This is a genomic window from Streptomyces sp. NBC_00876 (genome assembly GCF_045207435.1).
Lineage (GTDB): Bacteria > Actinomycetota > Actinomycetes > Streptomycetales > Streptomycetaceae > Streptomyces.
On record NZ_CP108800.1, the window covers coordinates 4395355 to 4418743 of the forward strand.

The following is a 23389-nucleotide window of genomic DNA, read 5'->3' on the forward strand; positions in this document are numbered from 1 at the left end:
CCCGGTCAGGCGCGTTCGGCGGCGGGGGCCGGTGCACCGGCGGCCGAAGCCGTCAGGGGCTCGGGCCTCACGACCGGGCGGCGCCTGGCCGGGAGGCCCAGCAGCGGGTTGGCCACGCCCCAGGCCGCGCCCTTGCAGACCAGCTCCTTGTAGAGGGCGGCGAGGCGTCCGGTCAGGGCCGCCCGGACGGCGCGGTCGTCGGCGGTGACGTACTGGATCAGGCCCTCCCTGCGGCCCAGCGAGATGCACTGGTTGAAGTAGCGGATCGAGGCGTGCGGGAGCTTTCCGCCGGTCAGGCGTGCTGCGATGGAGTCGGCCGCCTGCCATGCGGCGGGGACGCCCGAGGCGCACGACATCCGCAGCGGCTTGTCTCCCGGGCCCATCGCCAGGGCCGCGTCGCCGATGGCGTACACGTCGGGGTGCGAGACCGAGCGCATGGTCGCGTCGACCACGATCCGGCCCGTGTCGCCGACCTCCAGGGTGGTGGCCCCGGCGATCGGGTGGACCGCGAAGCCGGTCGTCCACACGGTGACCGCGGCCGGGACGGACGCCCCGCCGGCGATGGTGACGTGGTCGGCCGTCACCTCGGTGACGGCGGCGTGTTCGCGCACGGTGATGCCCAGCCCGCCGAAGACCTTGCGTACGTGCCGGCGGCCCTTGGGCGAGAGCCAGTCGCCGAGCTCGCCGCGGGCGGCGAGGGCGACGTCGAGGTCCGGGCGGGCCTCGGCGATCTCGGTCGCCGCCTCCAGACCGGTGAGGCCGCCGCCCACGACGACCACGGACTGTCCGGCGTCCAGGGCGGCCAGGCGCTCGCGCAGCCGGAGAGCTCCGGGGCGGCCGGTGATCTCGTGGGCGTGCTCGGCGGTGCCGGGGACGCCCTGGGGGTTCCAGCCGCTGCCGAGGGCGTACACGAGGCTGTCGTACGCCAGCTCCTCGTTGCCGTTCTCGCCGAGGACGGTGACGGCCTTGCGGTCGACGTCCACGGCGGTGACCTTCGCGAGCTTCAGCCCGACGCCGGTGCCCGCGAACATCTTGCTGAAGGGCCGGGGCGTGAGCTCCTGGCCGACGGCCAGCTGGTGCATCCGGACGCGCTCGACGAAGTCGGGCTCGGCGTTGACGAGGGTGATGGCCACGTCCTCGCTGCGCAGTCGCTTGGCGAGGCGGCCGGCGGCGATGGCTCCGGTGTAGCCGGCTCCGATGACGATGATGCGGTGCTGCATGTCCCTGCTCCTTCTCTCGCGTCTGTCCCGCGTGGTTCGCCCCTTGAACCGGACAGCCCGCCGTTTCCTGACAGGAACAGGATGTGAAGCACGTCACACTGGGGTCGCGCGGCTGTCAGAAGGCGCTGAACAGGGGTTCTCCGTGGTCGGACGCGGCCCACCGCCGGGTCGCGCGTTCGAGCTTGTCGGGATTGGCCTGGCTGCGGAACGCGGCGATGCCCTCGGTGGTGATCTCCAGGCAGATGACACCGATGACCCGGCCGTCGACGACCGCCACGACGGCGGGGGAGCCGTTGGCGGTCGTGGTGTAGACCTCGGGGGAGCCGCCGGTGATGGCGCGTTTGGCCTTGCTGGGCTTGAACAGGCCGCGCATGAACTTCGCGACCGCGACGGCGCCCTCGAAGGCCTTGGCGCGGGCCGGGACCTTGCCGCCGCCGTCGCCGACCGAGATGACGTCCGCGGTGAGCAGCCGCACGAGCGGCTCGGTGCGGCCGCTGGTGGCGGCCGCGAGGAACTCCTCGACGATCCGCCGGGCGGCGGCCTCGTCGATCTCGGTGCGGGGCCTGCCGTCCGCGACGTGCTTCCTGGCGCGGTGGAGGATCTGCTGGCAGGCCGCCTCGGTGAGGTCGAGGATCTCGGCGATGTCCCGGTGCGGGTAGCCGAACGCCTCGCGCAGCACGTACACCGCCCGCTCATTGGGGGAGAGGCGCTCCATGAGGGCGAGGACCGCGTACGAGACCGATTCGCGCTGCTCGACGGTGTCGGCGGGGCCGAGCATCGGGTCCCCGGCGAGCAGCGGCTCGGGCAGCCACTGGCCCACATAGGTCTCGCGCCGGGCACGGGCCGAGGTGAGCCGGCTGAGGCACAGGTTGGTGAGGACCTTCGTCAGCCAGGCCTCGGGGACCTCGATGCGGCCGGTGTCGGCGGCCTGCCAGCGCAGGAAGGTGTCCTGTACGGCGTCCTCGGCATCGCTCGCCGAGCCGAGGAGGCGGTAGGCGATCGCCTCCAGACGGGGCATGGAGGCCTCGAACCGGTCCACGTCGTTCATGGTCAGAGCCATGGCCCGGATCCTAGGGCCTTCCGTTCGGTCCGACGAGAGGCCCGGGGCCCGGGTGCGGCCGGATGGACGTCGAGATGTTGCTGCCCCGATCCGCCGGGGCAAGGCTGGGCCGGACGTCACCGGGTCTCAGGGAGTGCGGTTCTCCACCGCGCCGGGCACGGTGGAGGACAGGACAGAGGTGCGGTGCGATGAGGGTCATGCTGAGAGCACGGCTGGACACGAAGACCGCGAACGCGGCGGTGAAGGACGGCACGCTGCTGAAGATCATGCAGTCGCTGTCGGAACAGCTCAAGCCGGAGGCGGCCTACTTCGGCCCCAGCGAGGGACAGCGCGCCTGCACGTTCGTCTTCGACATGTCGGACAGCTCACAGCTGCCCTCCATCGTGGAGCCGCTGTTCCAGGGACTCGGCGCGGAGATCGAGATCCAGCCGGCGATGAACACCGAGGACGTGCAGAAGGGCCTCTCCGCGCTGTAGCGAACGGCCGCGGTGACCCCAGGCCCCCGGGAGAATGATCCCGGGGGCCTTCCGCGTCCGTCCGTACGCGGGTGTCCGCCACGGGCGGCCGGCGGCGGCGTCCGTACCCACGTCCAGGAGCACGGGAGTTCGCGCATGGGGTGGCAGTGCACCGGCCTTCGGTGGCCCGAGGGACAGGACGGTCCCGTGCTCGGGTGGCGCAGGGGCCGGGAGACCAGGGGGAGCGCGCTGGCGTACGGGACGGAGCTCGGGTTCCGGGCCGAGGGGGAGCGGCACTGCTCCGGGGCGCGGGGGAACGTGTGTCCGGTGGGCGCCGTGGTGCCGGGGCGGAGCACGGGCGGGCGCTGCCCGGAGTGCGGGCGGCTGGACCGGGCGCATTCGGTGGCGGCCGACACGATTCCCGATGATCCGCGCACCTACCGCGTGTACCTGGCCTGGTTCGGGGCGGGCATGGTGAAGGTCGGGATCACCGCCGAGGAGCGGGGTGCGGCCCGGCTGCGGGAACAGGGGGCGGTGGTCTTCAGCTGGCTGGGGCGCGGGCCGCTGATGGCGGCGCGACGGGCCGAGGAGGTCCTGCGGGCAGCGCTCGGGGTGCCGGACCGGATTCCGTACGCGCGAAAGCGGGCGGTGCGGGCCGACCTTCCGGGCGCGGCCGTGCGGGCCGCCGAGGTGGAGCGGCTGTACGGGCGGGCCGTGGCGCTCGAAGGGGGCGGCTGGCCGGAGGCGCTGGAGCGGCTGCCGTTCGAGGCCGTCGACCATGCGGGGATCTTCGGGATCGGCACGGCGGCCGGGGCGGCGAGAGCGGTGACCGGGCTGGTGGACGGTGGCGCGGTCGCGGGGCGGCTGGTCGCGGCGGCCGGACCGGATCTGCATCTGGAGACCGGGGCGGACGGGGTCGTCGTGGTGGACACCCGGCTGATGTCCGGCTGGGCGCTGGCGGCGGCCGGCGCGGGGGCCGGGGTGAGTGTGCCGACCGTCGTGGTCGGGGGCGGCGCGAGGCAGGACGGGCTGTTCTGACATGGTCGGACGATCCATCGAATGGTCCAGGGGAGGAGCGCTGTATGAGTGACGACCGTGACGACGTGGTGCGGTTCTGGGAACGGCTCGGGCTGCCCGGGATCATCGACGTCCATACGCACTTCATGCCGGAGCAGGTGCTGCGCAAGGTCTGGGCGTACTTCGATTCGGCCGGTCCGCTGACCGGCATGGAGTGGCCGATCGCCTACCGGCACGACGAGGACGAACGGCTCGCGCTGCTGCGCTCGTTCGGCGTGCTCCGGTTCACTTCGATGCTCTACCCGCACAAGGCGGGCATGGCGGCCTGGCTGAACGGCTGGGCCGACGATTTCGCGCGCCGGGTGCCCGACTGCCTGCACACCGCGACCTTCTTTCCCGAGGAGGGCGTGGAGAAGTACGTGACCGAGGCCGTCGAGGCGGGGGCCCGGGTCTTCAAGGCACACATCCAGGTCGGGGCGTACGACCCGAACGATCCGCTGCTGGAACCGGTGTGGGGGCTGCTCGCCGAGGCCGGCATCCCGGTGGTGATGCACTGCGGGTCCGGGCCCGCGCCCGGCAGGCACACCGGGCCGGAACCGGTCGGCCGGCTGCTCGCCCGTCATCCCCGGCTGCGGGTGATCGTGGCGCACCTGGGGATGCCGGAGTACACGGAGTTCCTGGCGCTCGCGGAGAAGTACCCGCAGGTGCGGCTCGACACCACGATGGTGTTCACCGACTTCACGGAGGGCTCCATCCCGTTCCCGGCGGCGGAGCGCGGGCGGCTCGCGGCGCTCGGCGACCGGATCCTGCTGGGGACGGACTTCCCGAACATTCCGTACCCGTACGCCCACCAACTGCACGCCCTGGAGCGGCTGGAGCTCGGCGACGACTGGCTGCGGGCGGTCTGTCACGACAACGCGAAGGCCCTGTTCGACTGCTGAGGCGGTGCGGTCCGGGGCTTCCGGCTTTCTCAGGGAATTCACAGAATCGGGAAAGAACTCTCTCAGGGGCGTCTCACAGGGTTGGGGCATGACGACGACGACCTCGCCCCAGGGGCGTACCGAACTGCTCAGGCCGGACCGGACCCCCGTCCGGGTCCTGGTCGTGGACGACGAGGCCCCGCTGGCCGAGCTGCTGTCCATGGCGCTTCGCTACGAGGGCTGGGAGGTGCGCAGCGCGGGGGACGGCGCCGATGCCGTGCGTACGGCCCGTGAGTTCCGGCCCGACGCGGTGATCCTCGACGTGATGCTGCCGGACATGGACGGGCTCGCCGTCCTCGGCAGACTGCGCCGGGAGCTGTCCGACGTGCCCGTGCTGTTCCTGACCGCGCGGGACTCCGTGGAGGACCGGATCGCCGGGCTCACGGCCGGCGGCGACGACTACGTCACCAAGCCGTTCAGCCTGGAGGAGGTCGTGGCCCGGCTGCGCGGGCTGATCCGGCGCTCCGGCACGGCCGCGGTGCGCAGCGAGTCGACGCTCGTCGTGGGCGACCTGATGCTGGACGAGGACAGCCACGAGGTGAGCCGGGGCGGCGCCAACATCCACCTCACCGCGACCGAGTTCGAGCTGCTGCGCTTCCTGATGCGCAATCCGCGCCGGGTGCTGAGCAAGGCGCAGATCCTGGACCGGGTCTGGAACTACGACTTCGGCGGGCAGGCCAACGTCGTCGAGCTCTACATCTCCTACCTGCGCAAGAAGATCGACGCCGGCCGCACGCCGATGATCCACACCCGGCGTGGGGCGGGATATCTCATCAAGCCCGGTGAGTAGCCGGATGAAACGGCTGGCGAAGGGGCCGTGGACGCTGCGGACCCGGCTCGTCGTCTCCGCGGTGACGCTGATCGCGGTCGTCGCGACCGTGATCGGCACGGTCACCGCCATAGCCTTCCACAGCTATATGTACGGGAAGCTGGACGACCAGCTGCGCGATCTCGCCATCCGGGCCGAGCTGCGGCCCGGCGGCGGCGCGCCCGCTCCCGGCGGGCTCAGGAACAAGGAGCCGCTCGGCTTCATCGGCATGGGCGGCGGCCAGCCCTTCAACACCTTCGGCGCGCTCTCCGAGGGCGGTGAGGTCACCGACTCCGCGGTCGCGAAGGACAACGGGCCCGGTGCGAGGGAGACCACCGAGGCGCTGACCGGTGCGCAGGAGGACGCCCTGGCGGCGGCCCAGGTCCCCGTGGACGGCAAGGCGCACGATGTCGAGCTGCCCGGACTCGGCGGCTACCGGGTGCAGGCCGCCGCCCCCGCGAGCGACGGTTCGGCCGTCCTCGTCGGCATCCCCACCACCGAGGTGAGCCGCGCCATCACCACCCTGATCGTCGTCGAGGTCTGCGTCACCGGGGCCGGGCTGATCGCCGCCGGGATCGCGGGCGCCGCGATGGTCACGGTCGCCCTGCGGCCGCTGCGCCGGGTGGCCGCCACGGCGACCCGGGTCTCCGAACTCCCCCTGCACAGCGGCGAGGTCGCCCTGTTCGAGCGGGTCCCGGAGGCCGAGGCCGATCCGCGTACCGAGGTCGGGCAGGTCGGCGCGGCCCTCAACCGGATGCTGGGACACGTCGGTTCGGCCCTGGACGCGCGGCAGAGGAGCGAGACGCGGGTGCGGCAGTTCGTCGCCGATGCCAGCCATGAACTGCGGACCCCGCTCGCCTCGATCCGCGGGTACGCCGAACTGACCCGGCGCGGCCGGGAGAACACCGGCCCGGACACCCGGCACGCGCTGGGCCGCATCGAGTCCGAGGCGGAGCGGATGACGGGCATGGTGGAGGATCTGCTGCTGCTCGCCCGGCTGGACGCCGGCCGCCCGCTCAGTTACGAGAGCACCGATCTCTCGCCGCTCGTCATAGACGCGGTGAGCGACGCACGCGTCGCGGGCCGGACCGCCTCGCCCGACGGGTCCGGGCCCGCCCACCACTGGCGGCTGGAGCTGCCCGAGGTGCCCGCGGCGGTGCGCGCCGATCCGACCAGGATCCAGCAGGTGCTGGTCAACCTGCTGGCCAACGCCCGTACGCACACTCCGCCCGGGACCACGGTCACGGCCCGGGTGCGCGCGGAGGCCGGACATCGCTGGGTCACCCTGGAGGTCCAGGACAACGGGCCCGGCATCCCGCCGGAGCTGCTGCCGCACGTCTTCGAACGGTTCGCGCGCGGCGATGCCTCGCGCTCCCGGCACGCCGGTTCGACGGGGCTCGGGCTGGCCATCGTGCAGGCCGTCACCGCCGCGCACGGCGGCCTCGCCGAGGTGCGTTCGGTGCCGGGGAACACGGTGTTCGCCGTCCATCTGCCGGCGGACGCCGGGTACGCCGGAGGCCCGGAAGCGGGCGGTCCCTCCTCCTCACAGCGGGACCACAGGCTCACCACACGGGCGTGACAGCGCGGTTGGCGAGTGTCGGTGTCATGCGAACCGACACTCCCTGGAGCACCTTGCCGGCCCGGGACCACCTCCTGGCCGGCGCGGGCGATGCGGCCGGTGCCCCCGTACTCGATGTGGTGGTACCCGTCTACAACGAGGAGAAGGACCTCGAGCCGTGTGTGCTGCGGCTGCACGACCATCTGGCGCGCACCTTCCCATACGCCTTCCGGATCACCGTCGCGGACAACGCGAGCACCGACCGGACACCCGAGGTCGCGCAGCGGCTCGCGCGGACCCTGCCCGGGGTGCGGTCCTTCCGGCTGGAGGAGAAGGGGCGCGGACGGGCGCTGCGGACGGTCTGGTCCGGCTCGGACGCCCCGGTCCTCGCCTACATGGACGTGGACCTGTCCACCGACCTGAACGCGCTGCTGCCGCTGGTCGCACCGCTGATCTCCGGACACTCGGACCTGGCCATCGGCTCCCGGCTGGCGCGCAGTTCGCGGGTGGTGCGCGGGACCAAGCGGGAGTTCGTCTCGCGCGCCTACAACATCATTCTCCGCTCGTCGCTGGCCGCCCGGTTCAGCGACGCGCAGTGCGGATTCAAGGCGATACGCCGCGAGGTCGCCCAGCGGCTGCTGCCGATGGTCGAGGACACCGGCTGGTTCTTCGACACCGAGATGCTGGTGCTCGCCGAACGGGCCGGGCTGCGCATCCACGAGGTGCCGGTCGACTGGGTAGACGACCCGGACTCGACGGTCCACATCGTGCGGACCGCCACCGAGGACCTGAAGGGCGTGTGGCGGGTGGGGCGCGCGCTGGCCGTCGGCGCACTGCCGCTGGACCGGCTGGCCAGGCCCTTCGGGGACGATCCGCGCGACCGGGGGATCGGCGGGGTGCCGCGCGGACTGGCCCGGCAGCTGGTCGGCTTCTGTGTCGTGGGCGCCCTGTCGACCCTCTTCTACCTGCTCCTTTACTCGCTCTTCCGGATGGGCGCCGGCCCGCAGACCGCCAACGGCGGCGCGCTGCTGGTGTCGGCCGTCGCCAACACGGCCGCGAACCGGCGGCTCACCTTCGGGGTACGCGGCCGGGGCGGCGCCGTCCGCCACCAGGCGCAGGGCCTCGTGGTCTTCGCCATCGGCCTCGCCCTGACCAGCGGCTCGCTGGCCGCGCTGGGGGCGGCGTCCGGATCGCCCTCGCACGGCACCGAACTCGCCGTGCTGATCGCGGCCAACCTCGCGGCAACGGTGCTGCGGTTCCTGCTCTTCCGCGCCTGGGTCTTCCCCGACCGTGACCGGGGCGGTGACGCGGGCCGCCCGGCCGGCGCCCCCGCGCCCGGTCCGGCCGCGGCTCCGGCCGACGACACCCACCACGAACCGAGGAACGTCCGATGACCACGTTCGACCACCTCCCGGCCCCGCCCCAGGGTGCGGCCGGCCACGCACCTCCCGGGCCCTCGCTGCCGCACCGCGTGTGGCGCGGCCGGCCCGAGGACCCCCGCTGGGCGCGCCCGGCCTTCCTCGCCATGCTGCTGGTCATCACGCTGGCGTACCTGTGGAACCTCGGCGCGTCCGGCTACGCCAACTCCTTCTACTCCGCGGCCGTGCAGGCCGGCAGCCAGAGCTGGAAGGCCTTCTTCTTCGGCTCGCTGGACTCGGCCAACGCCATCACCGTCGACAAGCCCCCGGCCGCTCTGTGGCCGATGGCCCTGTCGGTGCGGATCTTCGGCCTGAGCTCCTGGGCGGTCCTGGCCCCGCAGGTGCTGATGGGCGCGGCCACGGCAGGGGTGCTCTACGCAGCCGTGCGCCGCCGGTTCAGCGCCGCCGCCGGGCTGATCACCATGGCGGTGTTCGCGCTCACGCCCGTCGCCGCGCTGATGTTCCGCTTCAACAACCCGGACGCGCTGCTCGCGCTGCTGATGACCGTCACGGTCTACTGCGTGCTGCGCGCGATGGAGAACGGCCGCACCAAGTGGCTGGTGTGGGCGGGCGTCGCGGTAGGCCTCGCCTTCCTGTCCAAGACCCTTCAGGCGTTTCTGATCCTGCCGCCGCTCGCGGTGCTGTACGCGGTGTTCGCACCGGTCTCCGTGCGCAAGCGGTTCGGTCAACTGGGCCTCTCCGCCGTGGCGATGACCGTCGCGGGCGGCTGGTGGGTCGCGATCGTCGAACTGTGGCCCGCCTCCTCGCGCCCGTACATCGGCGGCTCGCAGAACAACTCCTTCCTGGAGCTGACCTTCGGCTACAACGGGCTCGGCCGGATCAACGGCGAGGAGACCGGCAGCGTCGGCGGTGGCGGGGGCGGCCGGGGTGGCGGGGCCGGCGGTCAGTGGGGCGAGACCGGCATCGGCCGGATGTTCAACTCCGAGATCGGCAGCCAGATCTCGTGGCTGCTGCCCGCCGCGCTGATCCTGCTCGGCGCGGGCATCTGGCTGACCTGGCGGGCGAAGAGGACGGACACGGCCCGCGCCGCGTTCCTCGCCTGGGGCAGCTCGCTGCTGATGACGGCGGCCGTGTTCAGCTTCATGGCCGGCATCTTCCACCAGTACTACACGGTGGCCCTGGCCCCCTGCCTCGCGGCGCTGATCGGCATGGGCGCCACGGTCCTGTGGGAGGAACGGTCGCGCTGGTGGGCGGGCGCCGCGCTCGGTGTCACGGTCGCGGTCACGGCGTACTGGTCGTACGTGCTGCTGGGGCGGACCCCGGACTACCAGGCGTGGCTGCGGCCGACAGTGCTCGTCACCGGGATCGTGGGCGCGCTGGGGCTGCTGCTCGCCTCCCGGCTGGGACGTCAACTGGCGCTCGTCGCGGTGGGGCTGGGCTTCGTCGCCTCGCTGGCCGGACCGGTCGCGTACACCGTGAGCACGCTGAACACCGGGCACCAGGGCTCGATCGTCACGGCCGGCCCGTCCTCGGGCGGCATGGGCGGCGGGCCGGGCGGTGGCGGCGGCCGCGGGGGTGGCGGCATGCAGCCTCCGGGCATGGGCAAGCAGGGCAGCCGACAGGCCGGCGGCGTCATGGGGCAGCCCCCGACCGGCACCCCGCAGGGCCAGGGCCGGAACCAGGGCGGGCCCGGCACGGCGCGGAACGGTCAGCGGCCCGGAGCGATGCCCGGAGGGATGCCCGGCACGGGTGAGGGCTTCGGCGGTGGCGGTGGCGGCATGGGCGGTCTGCTCAACGGAGCGACCGTCGACGCGGCGGCGAAGAAGCTCCTGGCGAAGAACGCGGACGACTACACCTGGGCGGCAGCCGCCATCGGCTCGCAGAACGCCGCCAGCTACCAGCTCGCCACCGGTGACCCGGTGATGGCGATCGGCGGCTTCAACGGCAGTGACCCGTCCCCGACGCTCTCCGAGTTCAAGGAGTACGTCGAGGACGGCCGGATCCACTACTTCATCTCCAGCGGCACGGGCGGAGGCGGCGGCATGGGCGGCAGCGGCGGCACCTCGTCGCAGATCTCCGCCTGGGTGGAGAAGAACTTCAAGGAGGTCACGGCCGGCAGCGCCACGTTCTACGACCTGACCCGGCCGAAGAGCGGCTGACGGCTGCGGCTCAGCGCCGCAGCAACAGGTCCGCGACAACAGGGCGGTGGTCCGAGGCGAGCGTCTCGGCCACCGCCGCGTCGCGTACCCGCACGGTGTCCTTCGAGACCGCCACGTAGTCGATCCGCTGCACCGGGTTCAGCGCCGGGTAGGTGGGGCCACCTGGCTCCACATCGGTGAGCGTCCCCCACAGCGGGGCCAGCTCCGGCGCGGCCGGTGCCGCGTTGAAGTCCCCGAGCAGGATCTGGTGCACCGGCCGCCGTTCCGACTCCTGGTCCTCGGCCATGATCCGGCGGGTGTCGGCCACCTGGGCGACCCGTACGGACGGGTCCCCGCGGTAGTCGAGGTGCGTCGCGTACACGTGCACGGGCAGCCCCCTCACCCGCAGCACCACCTCACCGAAGCCGGGCGCGGGCGCCGGGACGGGGTTCGGGTCCTGGGTGGAGAGCCGGGTGATGTCGTGGTTCTCGGCGCTCACGATCCGGTACCGGGACAGCACCGCGACGCCGAACTCGCGCCGGGGTGCCTCCGGCGTCGCCGGGTCGAGGCTGTAGATCGGGGCGAACGACACCCGCATGTCCAGCCGTTCGGCCAGCTCGGCCGCCAGATCCCGCCACCGACTGCGCTCGCCCCAGCGGACGTCGACCTCCTGGAGCCCGATCACGTCCGCGTCCAGCGAGCGGAGCTCGGCCACCTGCCGGTCGAGATCGAAGACGTTGTCCATGCCCGCGCCCGCATGGATGTTGTACGTGGCGACGCGCAGGGGCACCAGCTGCCCCGGCCCGTGCCCGGCAGCGCTCGCGGGAGGCGCGAGCGCCGTCCCCAACAAGCCTGCGGCCAGCAGGACTTCCACCGTACGACGACGCAGTGACATACCACTCCAGCCCTTGTCGGATCAGCGACCGCACCGTACCGCGGGAAAGCCGGTTGTACGTGGCGCATGCACGGCTATACGGTGTACAGCTCTTCCCCTGTACACCGTATAGGGACCTGACCGAACGCCCGGGAGTCCGAATGACGGCGACCGCCGCCGAGCCGAACCACCTCTCGCCACCGAGCCATCCGCAGCGCTGGCTGATCCTCGCCGTCATCTGCCTCGCCCAGCTCACCGTGCTGCTCGACAACACCGTCCTCAACGTGGCGATCCCCTCCCTCACCCGGGAACTGGACGCCTCCACCGCCGATGTGCAGTGGATGATCAACGCCTACTCGCTCGTCCAGTCGGGTCTGCTGCTGACCGCCGGCAGTTCGGCCGACCGCTACGGCCGCAAGAAGATGCTGATCGCGGGCCTCGCCCTGTTCGGCGTCGGCTCACTGGTGGCCGGGCTCGCCCAGTCGTCCGGACAGCTGATCGCCGCACGCGCCGGCATGGGCGTGGGCGGGGCGCTGCTGATGACCACGACCCTCGCCGTCGTCATCCAGATCTTCGACGAGACCGAACGGGTGAAGGCGATCGGTATCTGGTCGACCGTCAGCTCACTCGGCTTCGCCGTCGGCCCGCTGATCGGCGGGGTGATGCTCGACCACTTCTGGTGGGGCGCCATCTTCCTGATCAACATCCCGGTCGCCGTGATCGGCCTGGTGGCCGTGGCGCGGCTGGTGCCGGAGTCGAAGAACCCGAGCGGGGAGCGCCCCGACCTGCTCGGCGCGCTGCTCTCCACCATAGGTATGGCCGCGGTCGTGTACGCGATCATCTCCGGCCCCGGACACGGCTGGACCTCCGGCCAGGTGCTGCTGACCGCCTTCATCGGGGTCGCCGTCCTCACCGGGTTCGTGCTGTGGGAGCTGCACATCCCGTACCCGATGCTGGACATGCACTTCTTCCGCAACCAGAAGTTCATCGGCGCGGTCGCGGGCGCGATCCTGGTCGCGTTCGGGATGGGCGGCTCGCTGTTCCTGCTCACCCAGCAGCTCCAGTTCGTGCTCGGTTACGGCCCGCTGGAGGCCGGTCTGCGGACGGCTCCGCTCGCGCTGAGCGTCGTCCTCCTCAATCTCACCGGACTCGGCGCGCGGCTCGTGCCCAGGCTGGGCACGCCGGTCACCATCGCCTCCGGGATGGGGCTGCTCGCCGCGGGTCTTGCCTCGATCGCCCTGCTCGGCGGGGACGGTTACGGCGGCGCCCTGCTCGGCCTCCTGGTGATGGGCGCCGGCATCGCGCTCGCCATGCCCGCCATGGCCAACGCGATCATGAGCGCCATCCCGCCGGAGAAGGCGGGCGTCGGCGCCGGGGTCAACGGCACCCTCGCCGAATGCGGCAACGGCCTCGGGGTCGCGGTGCTCGGCGCGGTGCTGAACTCCCGGTTCGCGGCGCTCGTCCCGACGGCGGTCGGCGCCGCCTCGCTGCCAGCCGCCCTGGCCGCCGCGGGAGGCGAGGGGGAGCGGCAGCGGATCATGGACGCCTTCTCCTCGGGACTCCGGACCAGCATGCTGGCCGGGGCGGTGGCGGTGCTGGCCGGCGGACTGCTGGCCGCGGTGCTGCTGCGCCGGGCGGAACGGGGAGAATCGTCCCGGGCTGACCCGGCCGCGGCAGCGGCATAGCATCGGGCGGGACGTACCGGACGATACGGCTCCGTTTCCGGGGCACGGGAGACGTATCCGGTACGTCCCGCCGGCAAGACGAGGGAGTGCGCCATGGTGTCCGCGGCCGACCGTGCGAAGGACCCTGCCCGGACCAGTGTGTGGCTGAACCACCGGCCACCGTCGCGCACCCGGAAACCCGACCAGCCCACCGGGCTCGACCGCGACCGGATCACCGCCGCCTCGGTCCGGCTGCTGGACGCCGAGGGCCTCGCGAAGTTCTCCATGCGCCGGCTCGCCGCCGAGCTGAACGTCACGGCGATGTCCCTCTACTGGTACGTCGACACCAAGGACGACCTGCTGGAGCTGGCCCTCGACTCGGTCTACAGCGAGATCGACCCGCCGCAGGAGGACGCGCCCTGGGAGCAACGGCTGCGCGCGGTGGCGACGGCCTACCGGGCGCTGCTGGTCCGGCACGTCTGGGTCTCCCCGCTCGTCGGGAAGTTCCTCAACATGGGCCCGCACGCGATGCTCATGTCGTACGCCATCCAGGACGTGATCCGCGCTACGGGACTGCCGCTGCGGCACCAGACCGGCGCGCTCTCCGCGGTCTTCCAGTTCGTGTACGGATTCGGCACCGTCGAGGGCCAGTTCGCCCAGCGCAGCACCGAGGCCGGGCTCACCCAGGACGAGTACTTCCAGCAGGCGATGTCGGCCATCCAGGGACAGCCGCACCTGGGCCCGATCGTGGAGAACTCGCAGGACCTCATGGAGGCGCGGGGAGCCGACACGGTGCACGAGATGCACGAGCGGGACTTCACGTTCGCGCTCGACCTGCTGATCGCGGGCATCGTCGCGATGCGCGAACGGGAGCGGTCCCCCGCCCGGGAGACCCGGCCCCGTCAGTAGCCCCGGGCCGTGTCCACGGCGAGCGCCGGGACCCGCCCCGCCCTGAGCTCGCGCAGGCACGCGGTGAAGTCCGTGACGACGTCGTCGTCCGCCGTGATGCCCGCGGAGTGCGAGGTGATCACCGTACGGGGCAGCCGCCAGCAGGGGTCCCCGGGCACGGCGGGTTCGTCGGGCAGCACGTCGAGCACCGCGCGCCCCACCGTCCCCGCGTGCAGCGCGGACTCCAGCGCCGCCAGGTCCACGGTCGCGCCCCGGCCCACGTTGACGAACGTGGCCCCGCCCATGGCCGCGAACCGGTCCGCCCCGAAGTACCCGGCCGTCGCCCCGGTCAGCGGAAGTGCGGAGACCACCCAGCGGGCGGCCACCGGCTCGTCCGTGCCCGCCATCGCGTCGAAGCCCGGCGGGGCCTCGCGCGGGGTGCGGGCCACGCCCACCGTCCGGATGCCGCAGGCCCCCAGCAGCCCGGCGACGGCGGAGCCGATCCGGCCGGTGCCGTGCACCACGGCCGTCTGACCGGCGGCGAGTTCGGAGGGGATGCGGCGCCACTCGGCACGCGCATGCTGCGCGGCGAACTCCGGGACAGACTGGCACTCCGCCAGCACCCAGGCCAGCACGTACTGCGCGATCCGCTCGCCCATCCGGCCCACCGTCCGGGTGAGCAGCGCCCCGGCGGGCCACGGGCCGGCGCCCAGCAGGGCGTCCGTACCGGCGTTCACGCTGTGGAACCACAACAGGCCGTCGCCGCGCAGCTCATCGGGCAGCGTGGCCCCGACGTACACGTACGGACCGTCCGGCACGGTGCCGTCCGGCTCCGCCGGACGCCCGGCGGCCCGCTCCAGTGAGCGGACGGCCGACGCGGCGAGGCCGGGCGCGACCAGCAGCCGCCCCCGGCCGAGGTCTCCGGCGGGAACGGGCGGGACCGTCACGGGGTCAGCTGCCCGGGGAAAGATGCGCCGGGAAACCGCCGGTGGCGACCGGGCCCCACCGCTCGGGGGTGATCCTGATGATCGACTTGCCCTGCTTCAGCATGGCCGCCCGGTACTCGTCCCAGTCCGGGTGCTCCCCCGAGATGTTCCGGAAGTACTCGACGAGCGGCTCGACCGAGTCCGGTGCGTCGATCACCTCGGCCGAACCGTCGATCTGCACCCAGGGCCCGTTCCACTCGTCCGACAGGACGATCACGCTCACCCGCTCGTCCCGCTTCGCGTTGCGGGTCTTGGCGCGCTCGGGGTACGTCGAGACGACGATCCGGCCGGCGTCGTCGACGCCGCAGGTGAGCGGGGAGCCCTGGGGACGGCCGTCGGACCGGGTGGTCAGCAGGACCGCCCGGTGCCGGGGCCGTACGAACGCCAGCAAGTCGTCGAGTTCCACGGCGGTGTTGGTCGCGATGTTCGATGCCATGGATCAGACCCTACGACCGTGCGGTCAGGCGGCCGGCAGGGAATCGCCCTGCACCGCCTGGATGTCGAGTTCGATCCGCAGCGTCGTGCCGATCGCCGAGATGCCCGCCTGGACCACCTGGTTGTAGTTCATGGCGAAGTCGTCGCGGCGCAGCTCGGCCGTGGCGCTGAACGCCGCGCGGACGCCGCCCCACGGGTCCGGGCCGGTGCCGAGGTAGCTGAGGTCCAGGTCGATCGGACGCTTCACACCGTGCAGCGACAGCTCGCCGTGGACGGTCCAGCGGTCGGGTCCGGCCGGCGTCAGTGAACTGGAGCGGTACGTGATCTCCGGGAACCGGTCAGTGTCGAGGAAGTCGGGGGACCGCAGGTGCTTGTCCCGCATGCCGTTGCCCGTGTCGATGCTGGTCGCGTCGATGACCGCGTCCACCCGGGAGTGCTGGACGTCCTCGGCGATCTCGATCCGGCCGCTGAAATCGGTGAACCGGCCGTGCACGCTGGAGATCCCCAGGTGCTGCGCGACCGCGCCCACCGAACAGTGCGCCGGGTCCAGCGACCAGGCGCCCGGCGGCGGCAGTTCCACGCCGCCCTGGCGGGCCAGCACCACCGTGCCGGCCTCGACCCGGCCGCTCGCCGTGACGAGGGCGGTCGAGGCGGCGGGGGCGTACCCCACCGCTGTGACGATCACCGTGTACGCGCCCGCGGACAGCGGGCCGTCGGTGCGCACCGCCCCGTCCTCGTCGGCGGCGGCCCGCAGCACCTGCGTACCGGTCATGTCGGTGACCGTCACGACCGCGTGCTGGACGGCCCAGCCGTCCCGCGTCCGTACCTGTGCGCGAAGTCCCATCCCGTTTTCTCTCCTTGCTCAATGCCCCGTCCGTTCACGGAACGGGTCACTCAATGAGTCGGGCCCCGGGGCGGGGACGGCAGGCCGTCCCCTGCCTGCCGTCCCCACCGCCGGGGCCCATTTCCGCCGGCCCGGACAGCCTCTCCGCTCGAAGTGCTGTCCCGCCAGGGGTTCTGCGTGTCCGGGGTCTGCCCCGGACAGGTTGTTACGACCTCGTCGAGGCCGTCACTCGCCCGGGTGGGCGAGCTCGATGTCGTGGCCGTCGACTCCGCGACCGGCCACGGTCAGGGCACCGGCCACCGGCGGGTAGCCGGTCGCGATGACCGAGTACTCGCCCGCGTCCAGGTCGGCGAAGGCGTACGCCCCGTCCTCCCCGGTCGTCGAGGTGGCGATCACGTTGCCGGCCGCGTCGACCAGCGTGACCCGGGCGTCCGGCAGCGGCAGCCGGCCGGAACCGGCCCGCACGACGCCCTGGACCAGCGCGCCGGACTGCAGCGCGGCGTCGACCCGGGTGACACCCTGGCCGCCGATCTCCACCGGCAGTGCCAGCGGACGGAAGCCGGCCGCGTTCACCGCGACGGTCACCGCACCGGGGACCAGCTCACCGAAGGTGAACTCGCCCGTGTCACCGGACTTGCCGGTGGCCAGCACGTCGCCGCGCACATCGGTCACGATGACCATGGCGCCGTCGACCGGCGATCCGCTCACGGCGGCCCGCACGGTCCCGGCCAGTCCGCTCGTACCGACGAGCAGGATGTCGTACGCGAGCGGCTCGTCGCCGACGACCACGGTGGACGCCTGCGGCTGGAAGCCGTCGGCGGACGCGATCAGCACGTACGAACCGGCGCCGGGGGCGTCCAGGCCGTAGCTGCCGTCGGCCTGCGCGACCGAGATGCCCAGCTGCCGGCCGCCCAGCGAGATCAGCGTGACGGCGGCCCGGTCGACGGGTGCGCCCTCGGCGCCGCGCACCACACCGCGTACCGCGGTGCCCTGCACGGTCGTCACCGCGGTGGCCTTCACGATGTCGACCGGGGTGACCCCGGCCGTTCCCGCGGAGACCGATGCGGCCGCGGCGGACGGGACCTCGGCGAGCGTCGGGGCCTCGGCCTGGGCCGGTACCGCGGCGTCGCTCGGGGCGTCGTTCGCGGCGTTCGTCCTGAGCGCGACCTCCTTGATGAAGATCGTGATCAGGAAGGCGAGCAGCGCGGCCGGAGCGGCGTACAGGAAGACGTCACCGACGCCGTGCCCGTAAGCGGACTCCACGACGGTGCGGAACGGTGCGGGCAGCGTGTCCAGGTCGGGGATGCCCCCGCCGCCGGTGCCGCCGTGGCCCATTGCCGCGCCCTGGGGGCCGAGGTCCGCCAGGCCGTCCTTGACGTAGTGGGTGACGCGGTTCGCCATGACGGCGCCCAGTGCCGAGACACCGATCGCACCACCGAGCGAACGGAAGAAGGTGACGACGGAGCTGGCGGAGCCGAGGTCCGAGGGGTCGACCTGGTTCTGGGTGGCGAGCACCAGGTTCTGCATCATCATGCCGACGCCGAGACCCATCACGAACATGTAGACCGCGATGTGCCAGTACGTGGTGTCGTACCGGATGGTGCCGAGCAGGCCGAGCCCGGCCGTGACCAGGAAGCCGCCGCTGACCAGCCAGGCCTTCCAGCGGCCCGTCTTGGTGATGATCTGGCCCGAGACGGTCGAGGAGATGAACAGACCCGTGATCATCGGGATCGTCATCACACCGGACATCGTCGGCGACTTGCCGCGCGCCAGCTGGAAGTACTGGCTGAAGAAGACGGTGCCGGCGAACATCGCGATGCCGACGAACAGCGAGGCGAGCGAGGCGAGCGTGATGGTCCGGTTGCGGAACAGCCGCAGCGGGATGATCGGCTCGCTGGCACGGGACTCGGTGAAGACGAAGAGCAGCGTGAGCAGCACGGAACCCGCGAGCATCGCACCGGTCTGCCAGGACATCCAGTCGTACTTGTCGCCCGCGAAGGTCACCCAGAGGAGCAGCAGCGAGACGGCGGCGCTGATGAAGAAGGCGCCGGTCCAGTCGACCTTGACCTCACGCTTGACGACCGGGAGCTTCAGGGTCTTCTGGAGCACGATGAGGGCGATGACCGCGAACGGCACACCCACGTAGAAGCACCAGCGCCAGCCCATCCAGCTGGTGTCGGTGATGACACCGCCGAGCAGCGGGCCGCCGACGGTGGCGACGGCGAAGACCGCGCCGATGTATCCGCTGTAGCGACCGCGCTCACGCGGGGCGATCATCGCGGCCATCACGATCTGGGCGAGGGCGGAGAGACCGCCGACGCCGATGCCCTGCACCACACGGCAGGCGATCAGCATGCCGCTGCTGGTCGCCATACCGGCGACGACCGAGCCCGCGACGTAGATGACGAGTGCTATCTGGACCAGCAGCTTCTTGCTGAACAGGTCGGAGAGCTTGCCCCACAGGGGGGTGGTCGCCGTCATGGCCAGCAGCGAGGCCGTGACGACCCAGGTGTAGGCGCTCTGGCCGCCGCCGAGGTCGGAGATGATCTCCGGCAGGGCGTTGGAGACGACGGTGGAGGACAGGATCGCGACGAACATGCCGAGCATCAGCCCAGCGAGTGCTTCCATGATCTGCCGGTGTGTCATCGGCGTGCCGTCGGAGGAATCGTGTCCTCCGTGCTTGGCGTGGCCGCCCCGCACACCGGTTGGTGTGGTCGTAGCCATTTAATTCCTTGTCTTTGCTTCTGTTACACGGGTGTACGGGTGTACGAGCCGTCGTGGCTGCCGGCCTGCCGGGAGCGGCAGTCGCCGCTGTGCTTTCCGGGGGCGCACCCACCGGGGGCGCGGCAGGAGAAACTGTCGCGCAGCCGGGCCAGCAGCGTGTTGAGCTGTCCGACCTCGTCGTCGGACCAATCCTGAAGGTGATGGGCGAACATTTCGGTCGTCCGGCAGTTCAGCTCGTCGAGCACGCCTTCGCCCGCGGGGGTCAGCCGCAGGATCCGGGAGCGCTTGTCCGCCGGGTCGGGGGATCGTTCGATCCAGCCGCGTTCTGCCACGTGAGCGACGTGCCGGCTGGTCACCGACATGTCGACTGCGAGGAGTTCGGCCAGTCTGCTGATCCGCATTTCGCCGTGCTGACTCAGCAGAGCCAGTACGGCCGCCGACCCGCCAGGGCATTCGGCGGGAAGGATTCGGGCCAGGCCCCGCTTGACGGCGCCGACGGCGCTGAGCTGCCGGGCCAGCTCTTCGTACTGACTCCGTGCGGCCACGGGACCCCCAGACATCTCGTCGGCCATCTTGTTGCTTAGGGCAACCATAGAAGCCGTTGGTTGCCACAGGCAAACGAAATGAGGCTTGCATAAGTAAAGGAACGCAAAAGGCTGCGTAGGGCGCGGGTCAAAGGCCCAGCGTGCGCGGTGCGGGATTGGCGGGTGTGTCTCGTGCCACACCGGAGGCGGGGGTGGGGATGCCGGGCGCCGGCCCCGGCGGGTGGGCCGGCGCCCGGCCCGGGGTCCAAGCGCGGCCGGCGGCCGTCCTTCGCGCGTATATACGAGTGAGTGCGGGGATGAGTGCGGGCGGGGTCCTCAACTGGGTCCGGAAGTCGGGTGGTTGGGTGGAGCGGGCCGCGGTGGGCCCGGTGCGGGGCCAGTGCGGCCCGGGTGCGGGGTCCCCGGAGCGGGGTCCCTTCCCCCCTCCTTCTTCACCGGTTCCCCGGTTACGGCCTCGCGCCTTCACCGCCCCGGGGGTTGGGCCGTTCCGCCGAGTTCGCTAGGGTCCTGCGACATGGCACACAACCCCCACGCCCCGCAGGGTCCCGAGGGCAACAGCGACCCGGCAGGCAACACCCAGATGTTCCGCGCCTTCGTCGACGAGGGCGAGCCGCAGCGCAGGCAGCAGCCCGCCGCCGTCTCGTCCGGGCCGAGGACCGGGATGATCGCAGCGGTCGTCGCGGTGATCGTCGTGCTCGGCGCGGTCGCCTGGCTCGCGCTCGGCTGACCGGCCTCCGGCCACCTCCGGCCACTGAAGTACTCATCCGTCACTTCCAGACGGCGGTGACGTCCCGGGTCTCGACATGCATGCCCAGGGGCACCCGCCAGGCGTCCACACAGACGGTGTACGTCTTCTTCCGCGCCGCTCCCGCGTCGATCGGCGCGGGCAGCGGCGCTGTCGATTCCCGGGTCGCCCAGTCGATCCCCGCCCCGCCGATGATGTGCGTGGCGAAGGTGACGGTGCCCGAACGCGCCGGTGAACCACCGGTATTGCGGAACTCCACGGTCACCTTCTCGCACCACCGCTCGTCCGCCTCGGCCCGCACGGGGGCGCCGACCGTCAGCGCGGCGGGGCCCGCGGGGGCGGTGGAACCCGGTGCGGAAGGGGAGGCGGGGTCCGGGGAGCCGGTGGAACCCGTGGAACCTCCGGATTCCGTGCCGCTCGTACCCGTACCGCCCGAGGTGCCCGAGGCCGGTCCGGTACGGCCGGGCGTCGGCCGTCCCGTGTCCGCGCCGGAGCCGCCGGAACCGCCCGTCCCGCCCGCACCGCCGCCGCTGTCCGTGCCGCCGGCGTCTCCACCGGCCGGGGAGCCGGGTGAGGGCGAGGTGCCCGGACGGTCCCCGCCGGCGCCCCCGCTGCCGTTCCGCGCCCCGGCGCCGTCCAGTGGGACCAGGGTGACCTTTCCCGAGGGTGCCACCGCCGCCGAGGGCGCCTTCCCCGGGTCCGCGCCTGCCGCGCCGACCGCGGTGTACCCGCCGCCCGCCTCGGCGCCGCAGCCTGCCAGTGTCCCGCCCAGGCACAGCACGGCCGCCGAGGCGGCGATCACGGTGCCCCGGCGGCCGGTCCGGACGAATGTCTGACGTCGCATCGCGCCAGTGTGGCTGACGGTCCGTCAAATCGGAACCCTTGCGCGGCTGCGCGCGGATCAGTCGGCGATGAGCCCTTCCCTGAGCTGGGCGAGCGTGCGGGTCAGCAGGCGCGAGACGTGCATCTGCGAGATGCCGACCTCCTCGCCGATCTGCGACTGGGTCATGTTGGCGAAGAACCGGAGCATGATGATCTGGCGCTCGCGCGGGGCGAGCTTGGCCAGCAGCGGCTTCAGGGACTCGCGGTACTCGACGCCCTCCAGCGCCGCGTCCTCGTAGCCCAGCCGGTCGGCCAGCGATCCCTCGCCGCCGTCGTCCTCGGGGGAGGGCGAGTCCAGCGAGGAGGCGGTGTAGGCGTTGCCGACGGCCAGGCCGTCGACGACGTCCTCCTCGGAGACGCCCAGCGCCTTGGCCAGCTCCGGCACGGTCGGCGAGCGGTCGAGCTTCTGGGCGAGCTCGTCGCTGGTCCTGGTGAGGGCGAGGCGCAGCTCCTGGAGCCTGCGCGGGACCCGCACCGACCACGAGGTGTCGCGGAAGAAGCGCTTGATCTCGCCGACGACGGTGGGCATCGCGAACGTCGGGAACTCCACGCCGCGTTCGCAGTCGAACCGGTCGATCGCCTTGATCAGGCCGATCGTGCCGACCTGGACGATGTCCTCCATGGGTTCGTTACGGCTCCGGAACCGCGCCGCGGCGTAGCGCACCAGCGGCAGGTTGAGCTCGATGAGTGTGTCCCGCACATAGACGCGCTCCGGGCTGTCGGTTCCGTCGGGGCCCGGTGCGGGCCCCAGCGCGGCGAGCCGCAGGAACAGTGAGCGGGACAGCGTGCGGGTGTCGATGGCTTCCGACGAGCTGGTGAGCACAACGGGTGCGGGTGCGCTCTTGATGAGCGTGAGCACCTTCGAGCTGCCCTGTTCTGCGGACATGCCACCCCCTTGAGGTCGCGGACGGTCGCGGAGGCCGCGACCATCGGAGGAACGCTGCCTCCACCTGAATACCGGAGGGGAGGCTGCGGCAAACGCGGTTCCCGCAGAATGTCACATGTCGGCAACACGCTGTAGTGACATGTCGACAAGTCCTGGGGGTGTCTGTGCAGTTGACCAGGGGTGTGCGGCATATGTGCCGCCGGGAACGCGCAGGGTCCGGTCTACCCGTTCCGGTTACGCCTCGATCCTGTTTGCGGATCGAAGCCGGGCGAAACTTCTGGCCAGGAGCCTTGACACATGCATCTGCGAGACCCCCAGTTCGGCACTGATCTGGGACTGCGTCAGATTGCTGTAGTAGCGCAGCAGCAGGATCCGCTGTTCGCGTTCGGGCAGCTGTACGAGCAGATGCCGGACCAGATCGCGGTGTTCGACGCCGGCCAGGGCCGGGTCCTCGTAGCCGAGCCGGTCGAGCAGACCGGGCAGCCCGTCGCCCTCCTGGGCGGCCTCCAGTGAGGTCGCGTGGTACGAGCGGCCCGCCTCGATGCAGGCCAGCACCTCCTCCTCGGAGATCTTCAGCCGGTCGGCGATCTCCGCGGTGGTGGGTGAGCGGCCGTGAGCGGTCGTCAGGTCCTCGGTGGCGCCGGTGACCTGGACCCAGAGCTCATGCAGCCGGCGCGGGACGTGGACGGTGCGCACGTTGTCCCGGAAGTAGCGCTTGATCTCGCCGACCACGGTGGGCATCGCGAAGGTCGGGAACTGGACGCCGCGTTCGGGGTCGAACCGGTCGATGGCGTTGATCAGGCCGATGGTTCCGACCTGGACGACGTCCTCCATCGGCTCGTTGCGGCTGCGGAACCGCGCGGCGGCGTACCGCACGAGGGGCAGGTTCGCCTCGATGAGCGCGGCCCGGACGCGGCCGTGCTCGGCGGTGCCAGGCTCCAGCCCCTTGAGCTGACCGAAGAGCACCTGGGTGAGCGCCCTGGTGTCCGCGCCCCGGGTCCTGGCGGGCGCGACCGTGTCGTCGGGCGTCTCGGTCTGAATCGTCTGCACGGTCTGGACGGCCTGCACGGTCTGGACCGTCTGTGCACCCGGGGCACCCTGGGCACCCGGGACACCCTGCGCACCTTGCCCGCCCTCCCCGCTCCGGGCGCCCGGCGCCGTCGAGGGGGGAGGCGCCGTCTGGACGGTCGCGGTCTGTGTCGCCTGGGCGGTGTGCGTCGCCTGGACGGTCTGGGGAGGCACTTGAGGCGCTGTACTGGCCGGCACGGTGACGCCACCCCTTCGCGGTCAACTTCGGTCAA

Annotated in this window: 21 protein-coding genes; 10 read left to right on the forward strand and 11 right to left on the reverse strand. The window is 72.0% G+C overall.

The window, feature by feature from the left end; all coding sequences use genetic code 11:
• Nucleotides 1–5: 5 nt before the first annotated feature.
• Both OG782_RS19080 and OG782_RS19085 read right to left on the reverse strand, forming a co-directional pair.
• Nucleotides 6–1220, reverse strand: coding sequence for an NAD(P)/FAD-dependent oxidoreductase (locus tag OG782_RS19080; RefSeq protein ID WP_406452536.1), 1215 nt, complete (start codon nucleotides 1218–1220; stop codon nucleotides 6–8).
• A gap of 115 nt (nucleotides 1221–1335) precedes the next feature.
• A complete protein-coding gene (locus OG782_RS19085; RefSeq protein WP_406452538.1) occupies nucleotides 1336–2280 on the reverse strand; it encodes an RNA polymerase sigma-70 factor in 945 nt (314 codons plus the stop codon).
• 188 nt (nucleotides 2281–2468) lie between these two features.
• On the opposite strand from OG782_RS19085, the gene OG782_RS19090 reads away from it, so the two are divergent.
• The 7 genes from OG782_RS19090 to OG782_RS19120 all read left to right on the forward strand — a co-directional run bounded on the left by OG782_RS19090 (nucleotide 2469) and on the right by OG782_RS19120 (nucleotide 10636).
• Nucleotides 2469–2756, forward strand: coding sequence for a DUF3303 domain-containing protein (locus OG782_RS19090; protein ID WP_406452540.1), 288 nt, complete (start codon nucleotides 2469–2471; stop codon nucleotides 2754–2756).
• A gap of 135 nt (nucleotides 2757–2891) precedes the next feature.
• Nucleotides 2892–3773: a DUF2797 domain-containing protein gene (locus tag OG782_RS19095; RefSeq protein ID WP_406452542.1), complete on the forward strand. Its 882-nt coding sequence runs from the start codon at nucleotides 2892–2894 to the stop codon at nucleotides 3771–3773.
• 44 nt (nucleotides 3774–3817) lie between these two features.
• Entirely contained in the window at nucleotides 3818–4693 is an 876-nt protein-coding gene (locus tag OG782_RS19100) for an amidohydrolase family protein (protein WP_406452544.1), read from the forward strand.
• Nucleotides 4694–4781: 88 nt separating this feature from the next.
• Nucleotides 4782–5522 (forward strand): response regulator transcription factor, encoded by a 741-nt coding sequence (locus OG782_RS19105; RefSeq protein ID WP_406452546.1) that lies wholly within the window; start codon nucleotides 4782–4784, stop codon nucleotides 5520–5522.
• Nucleotides 5523–5526: 4 nt separating this feature from the next.
• A complete protein-coding gene (locus OG782_RS19110; RefSeq protein ID WP_406452548.1) occupies nucleotides 5527–7119 on the forward strand; it encodes an ATP-binding protein in 1593 nt (530 codons plus the stop codon).
• Between the two features lie 26 nt (nucleotides 7120–7145).
• Entirely contained in the window at nucleotides 7146–8492 is a 1347-nt protein-coding gene (locus OG782_RS19115; protein ID WP_406452550.1) for a glycosyltransferase, read from the forward strand.
• Complete coding sequence (locus OG782_RS19120; protein WP_406452552.1) at nucleotides 8489–10636, forward strand: ArnT family glycosyltransferase; 2148 nt, start codon at nucleotides 8489–8491, stop codon at nucleotides 10634–10636. The genes OG782_RS19115 and OG782_RS19120 overlap by 4 nt, the downstream gene beginning before the upstream one ends.
• A 10-nt stretch (nucleotides 10637–10646) precedes the next feature.
• Here the strand turns inward: OG782_RS19120 and OG782_RS19125 are convergent, their stop codons facing one another.
• Nucleotides 10647–11510, reverse strand: a complete 864-nt coding sequence (locus OG782_RS19125; RefSeq protein ID WP_406452554.1) for an endonuclease/exonuclease/phosphatase family protein — start codon at nucleotides 11508–11510, stop codon at nucleotides 10647–10649.
• Between the two features lie 140 nt (nucleotides 11511–11650).
• On the opposite strand from OG782_RS19125, the gene OG782_RS19130 reads away from it, so the two are divergent.
• Nucleotides 11651–13174: an MFS transporter gene (locus OG782_RS19130; protein ID WP_406452556.1), complete on the forward strand. Its 1524-nt coding sequence runs from the start codon at nucleotides 11651–11653 to the stop codon at nucleotides 13172–13174.
• Between the two features lie 93 nt (nucleotides 13175–13267).
• On the forward strand, nucleotides 13268–14062 hold the full coding sequence (locus OG782_RS19135; protein WP_406452558.1) for a TetR/AcrR family transcriptional regulator: 795 nt from the start codon (nucleotides 13268–13270) through the stop codon (nucleotides 14060–14062).
• On the opposite strand, the gene OG782_RS19140 is transcribed toward OG782_RS19135, so the two are convergent.
• The 5 genes from OG782_RS19140 to OG782_RS19160 form a co-directional block, all read right to left on the reverse strand.
• Nucleotides 14056–14943, reverse strand: coding sequence for an NAD(P)-dependent oxidoreductase (locus OG782_RS19140; RefSeq protein ID WP_406459151.1), 888 nt, complete (start codon nucleotides 14941–14943; stop codon nucleotides 14056–14058). The genes OG782_RS19135 and OG782_RS19140 overlap by 7 nt on opposite strands.
• A gap of 49 nt (nucleotides 14944–14992) precedes the next feature.
• Nucleotides 14993–15463 (reverse strand): PPOX class F420-dependent oxidoreductase, encoded by a 471-nt coding sequence (locus OG782_RS19145; protein ID WP_406452560.1) that lies wholly within the window; start codon nucleotides 15461–15463, stop codon nucleotides 14993–14995.
• Nucleotides 15464–15487: 24 nt separating this feature from the next.
• Nucleotides 15488–16306 (reverse strand): YceI family protein, encoded by an 819-nt coding sequence (locus OG782_RS19150; RefSeq protein WP_406452562.1) that lies wholly within the window; start codon nucleotides 16304–16306, stop codon nucleotides 15488–15490.
• A gap of 225 nt (nucleotides 16307–16531) precedes the next feature.
• Nucleotides 16532–19030, reverse strand: coding sequence for a DHA2 family efflux MFS transporter permease subunit (locus OG782_RS19155; RefSeq protein ID WP_406452564.1), 2499 nt, complete (start codon nucleotides 19028–19030; stop codon nucleotides 16532–16534).
• A gap of 23 nt (nucleotides 19031–19053) precedes the next feature.
• Entirely contained in the window at nucleotides 19054–19575 is a 522-nt protein-coding gene (locus OG782_RS19160) for a MarR family winged helix-turn-helix transcriptional regulator (protein ID WP_406452568.1), read from the reverse strand.
• Nucleotides 19576–20089: 514 nt separating this feature from the next.
• On the opposite strand from OG782_RS19160, the gene OG782_RS19165 reads away from it, so the two are divergent.
• Nucleotides 20090–20302, forward strand: a complete 213-nt coding sequence (locus tag OG782_RS19165) for a hypothetical protein (protein WP_266780498.1) — start codon at nucleotides 20090–20092, stop codon at nucleotides 20300–20302.
• 40 nt (nucleotides 20303–20342) lie between these two features.
• On the opposite strand, the gene OG782_RS19170 is transcribed toward OG782_RS19165, so the two are convergent.
• The 3 genes from OG782_RS19170 to OG782_RS19180 form a co-directional block, all read right to left on the reverse strand.
• On the reverse strand, nucleotides 20343–21164 hold the full coding sequence (locus OG782_RS19170) for a hypothetical protein (RefSeq protein ID WP_406452570.1): 822 nt from the start codon (nucleotides 21162–21164) through the stop codon (nucleotides 20343–20345).
• A gap of 57 nt (nucleotides 21165–21221) precedes the next feature.
• Entirely contained in the window at nucleotides 21222–22088 is an 867-nt protein-coding gene (locus tag OG782_RS19175) for an RNA polymerase sigma factor SigF (RefSeq protein ID WP_406452572.1), read from the reverse strand.
• A gap of 234 nt (nucleotides 22089–22322) precedes the next feature.
• The gene (locus OG782_RS19180) at nucleotides 22323–23138 is read right to left on the reverse strand and encodes an RNA polymerase sigma factor SigF (RefSeq protein WP_406459153.1); all 816 of its coding nucleotides are present in this window, start codon (nucleotides 23136–23138) and stop codon (nucleotides 22323–22325) included.
• Nucleotides 23139–23389: the final 251 nt, after the last annotated feature.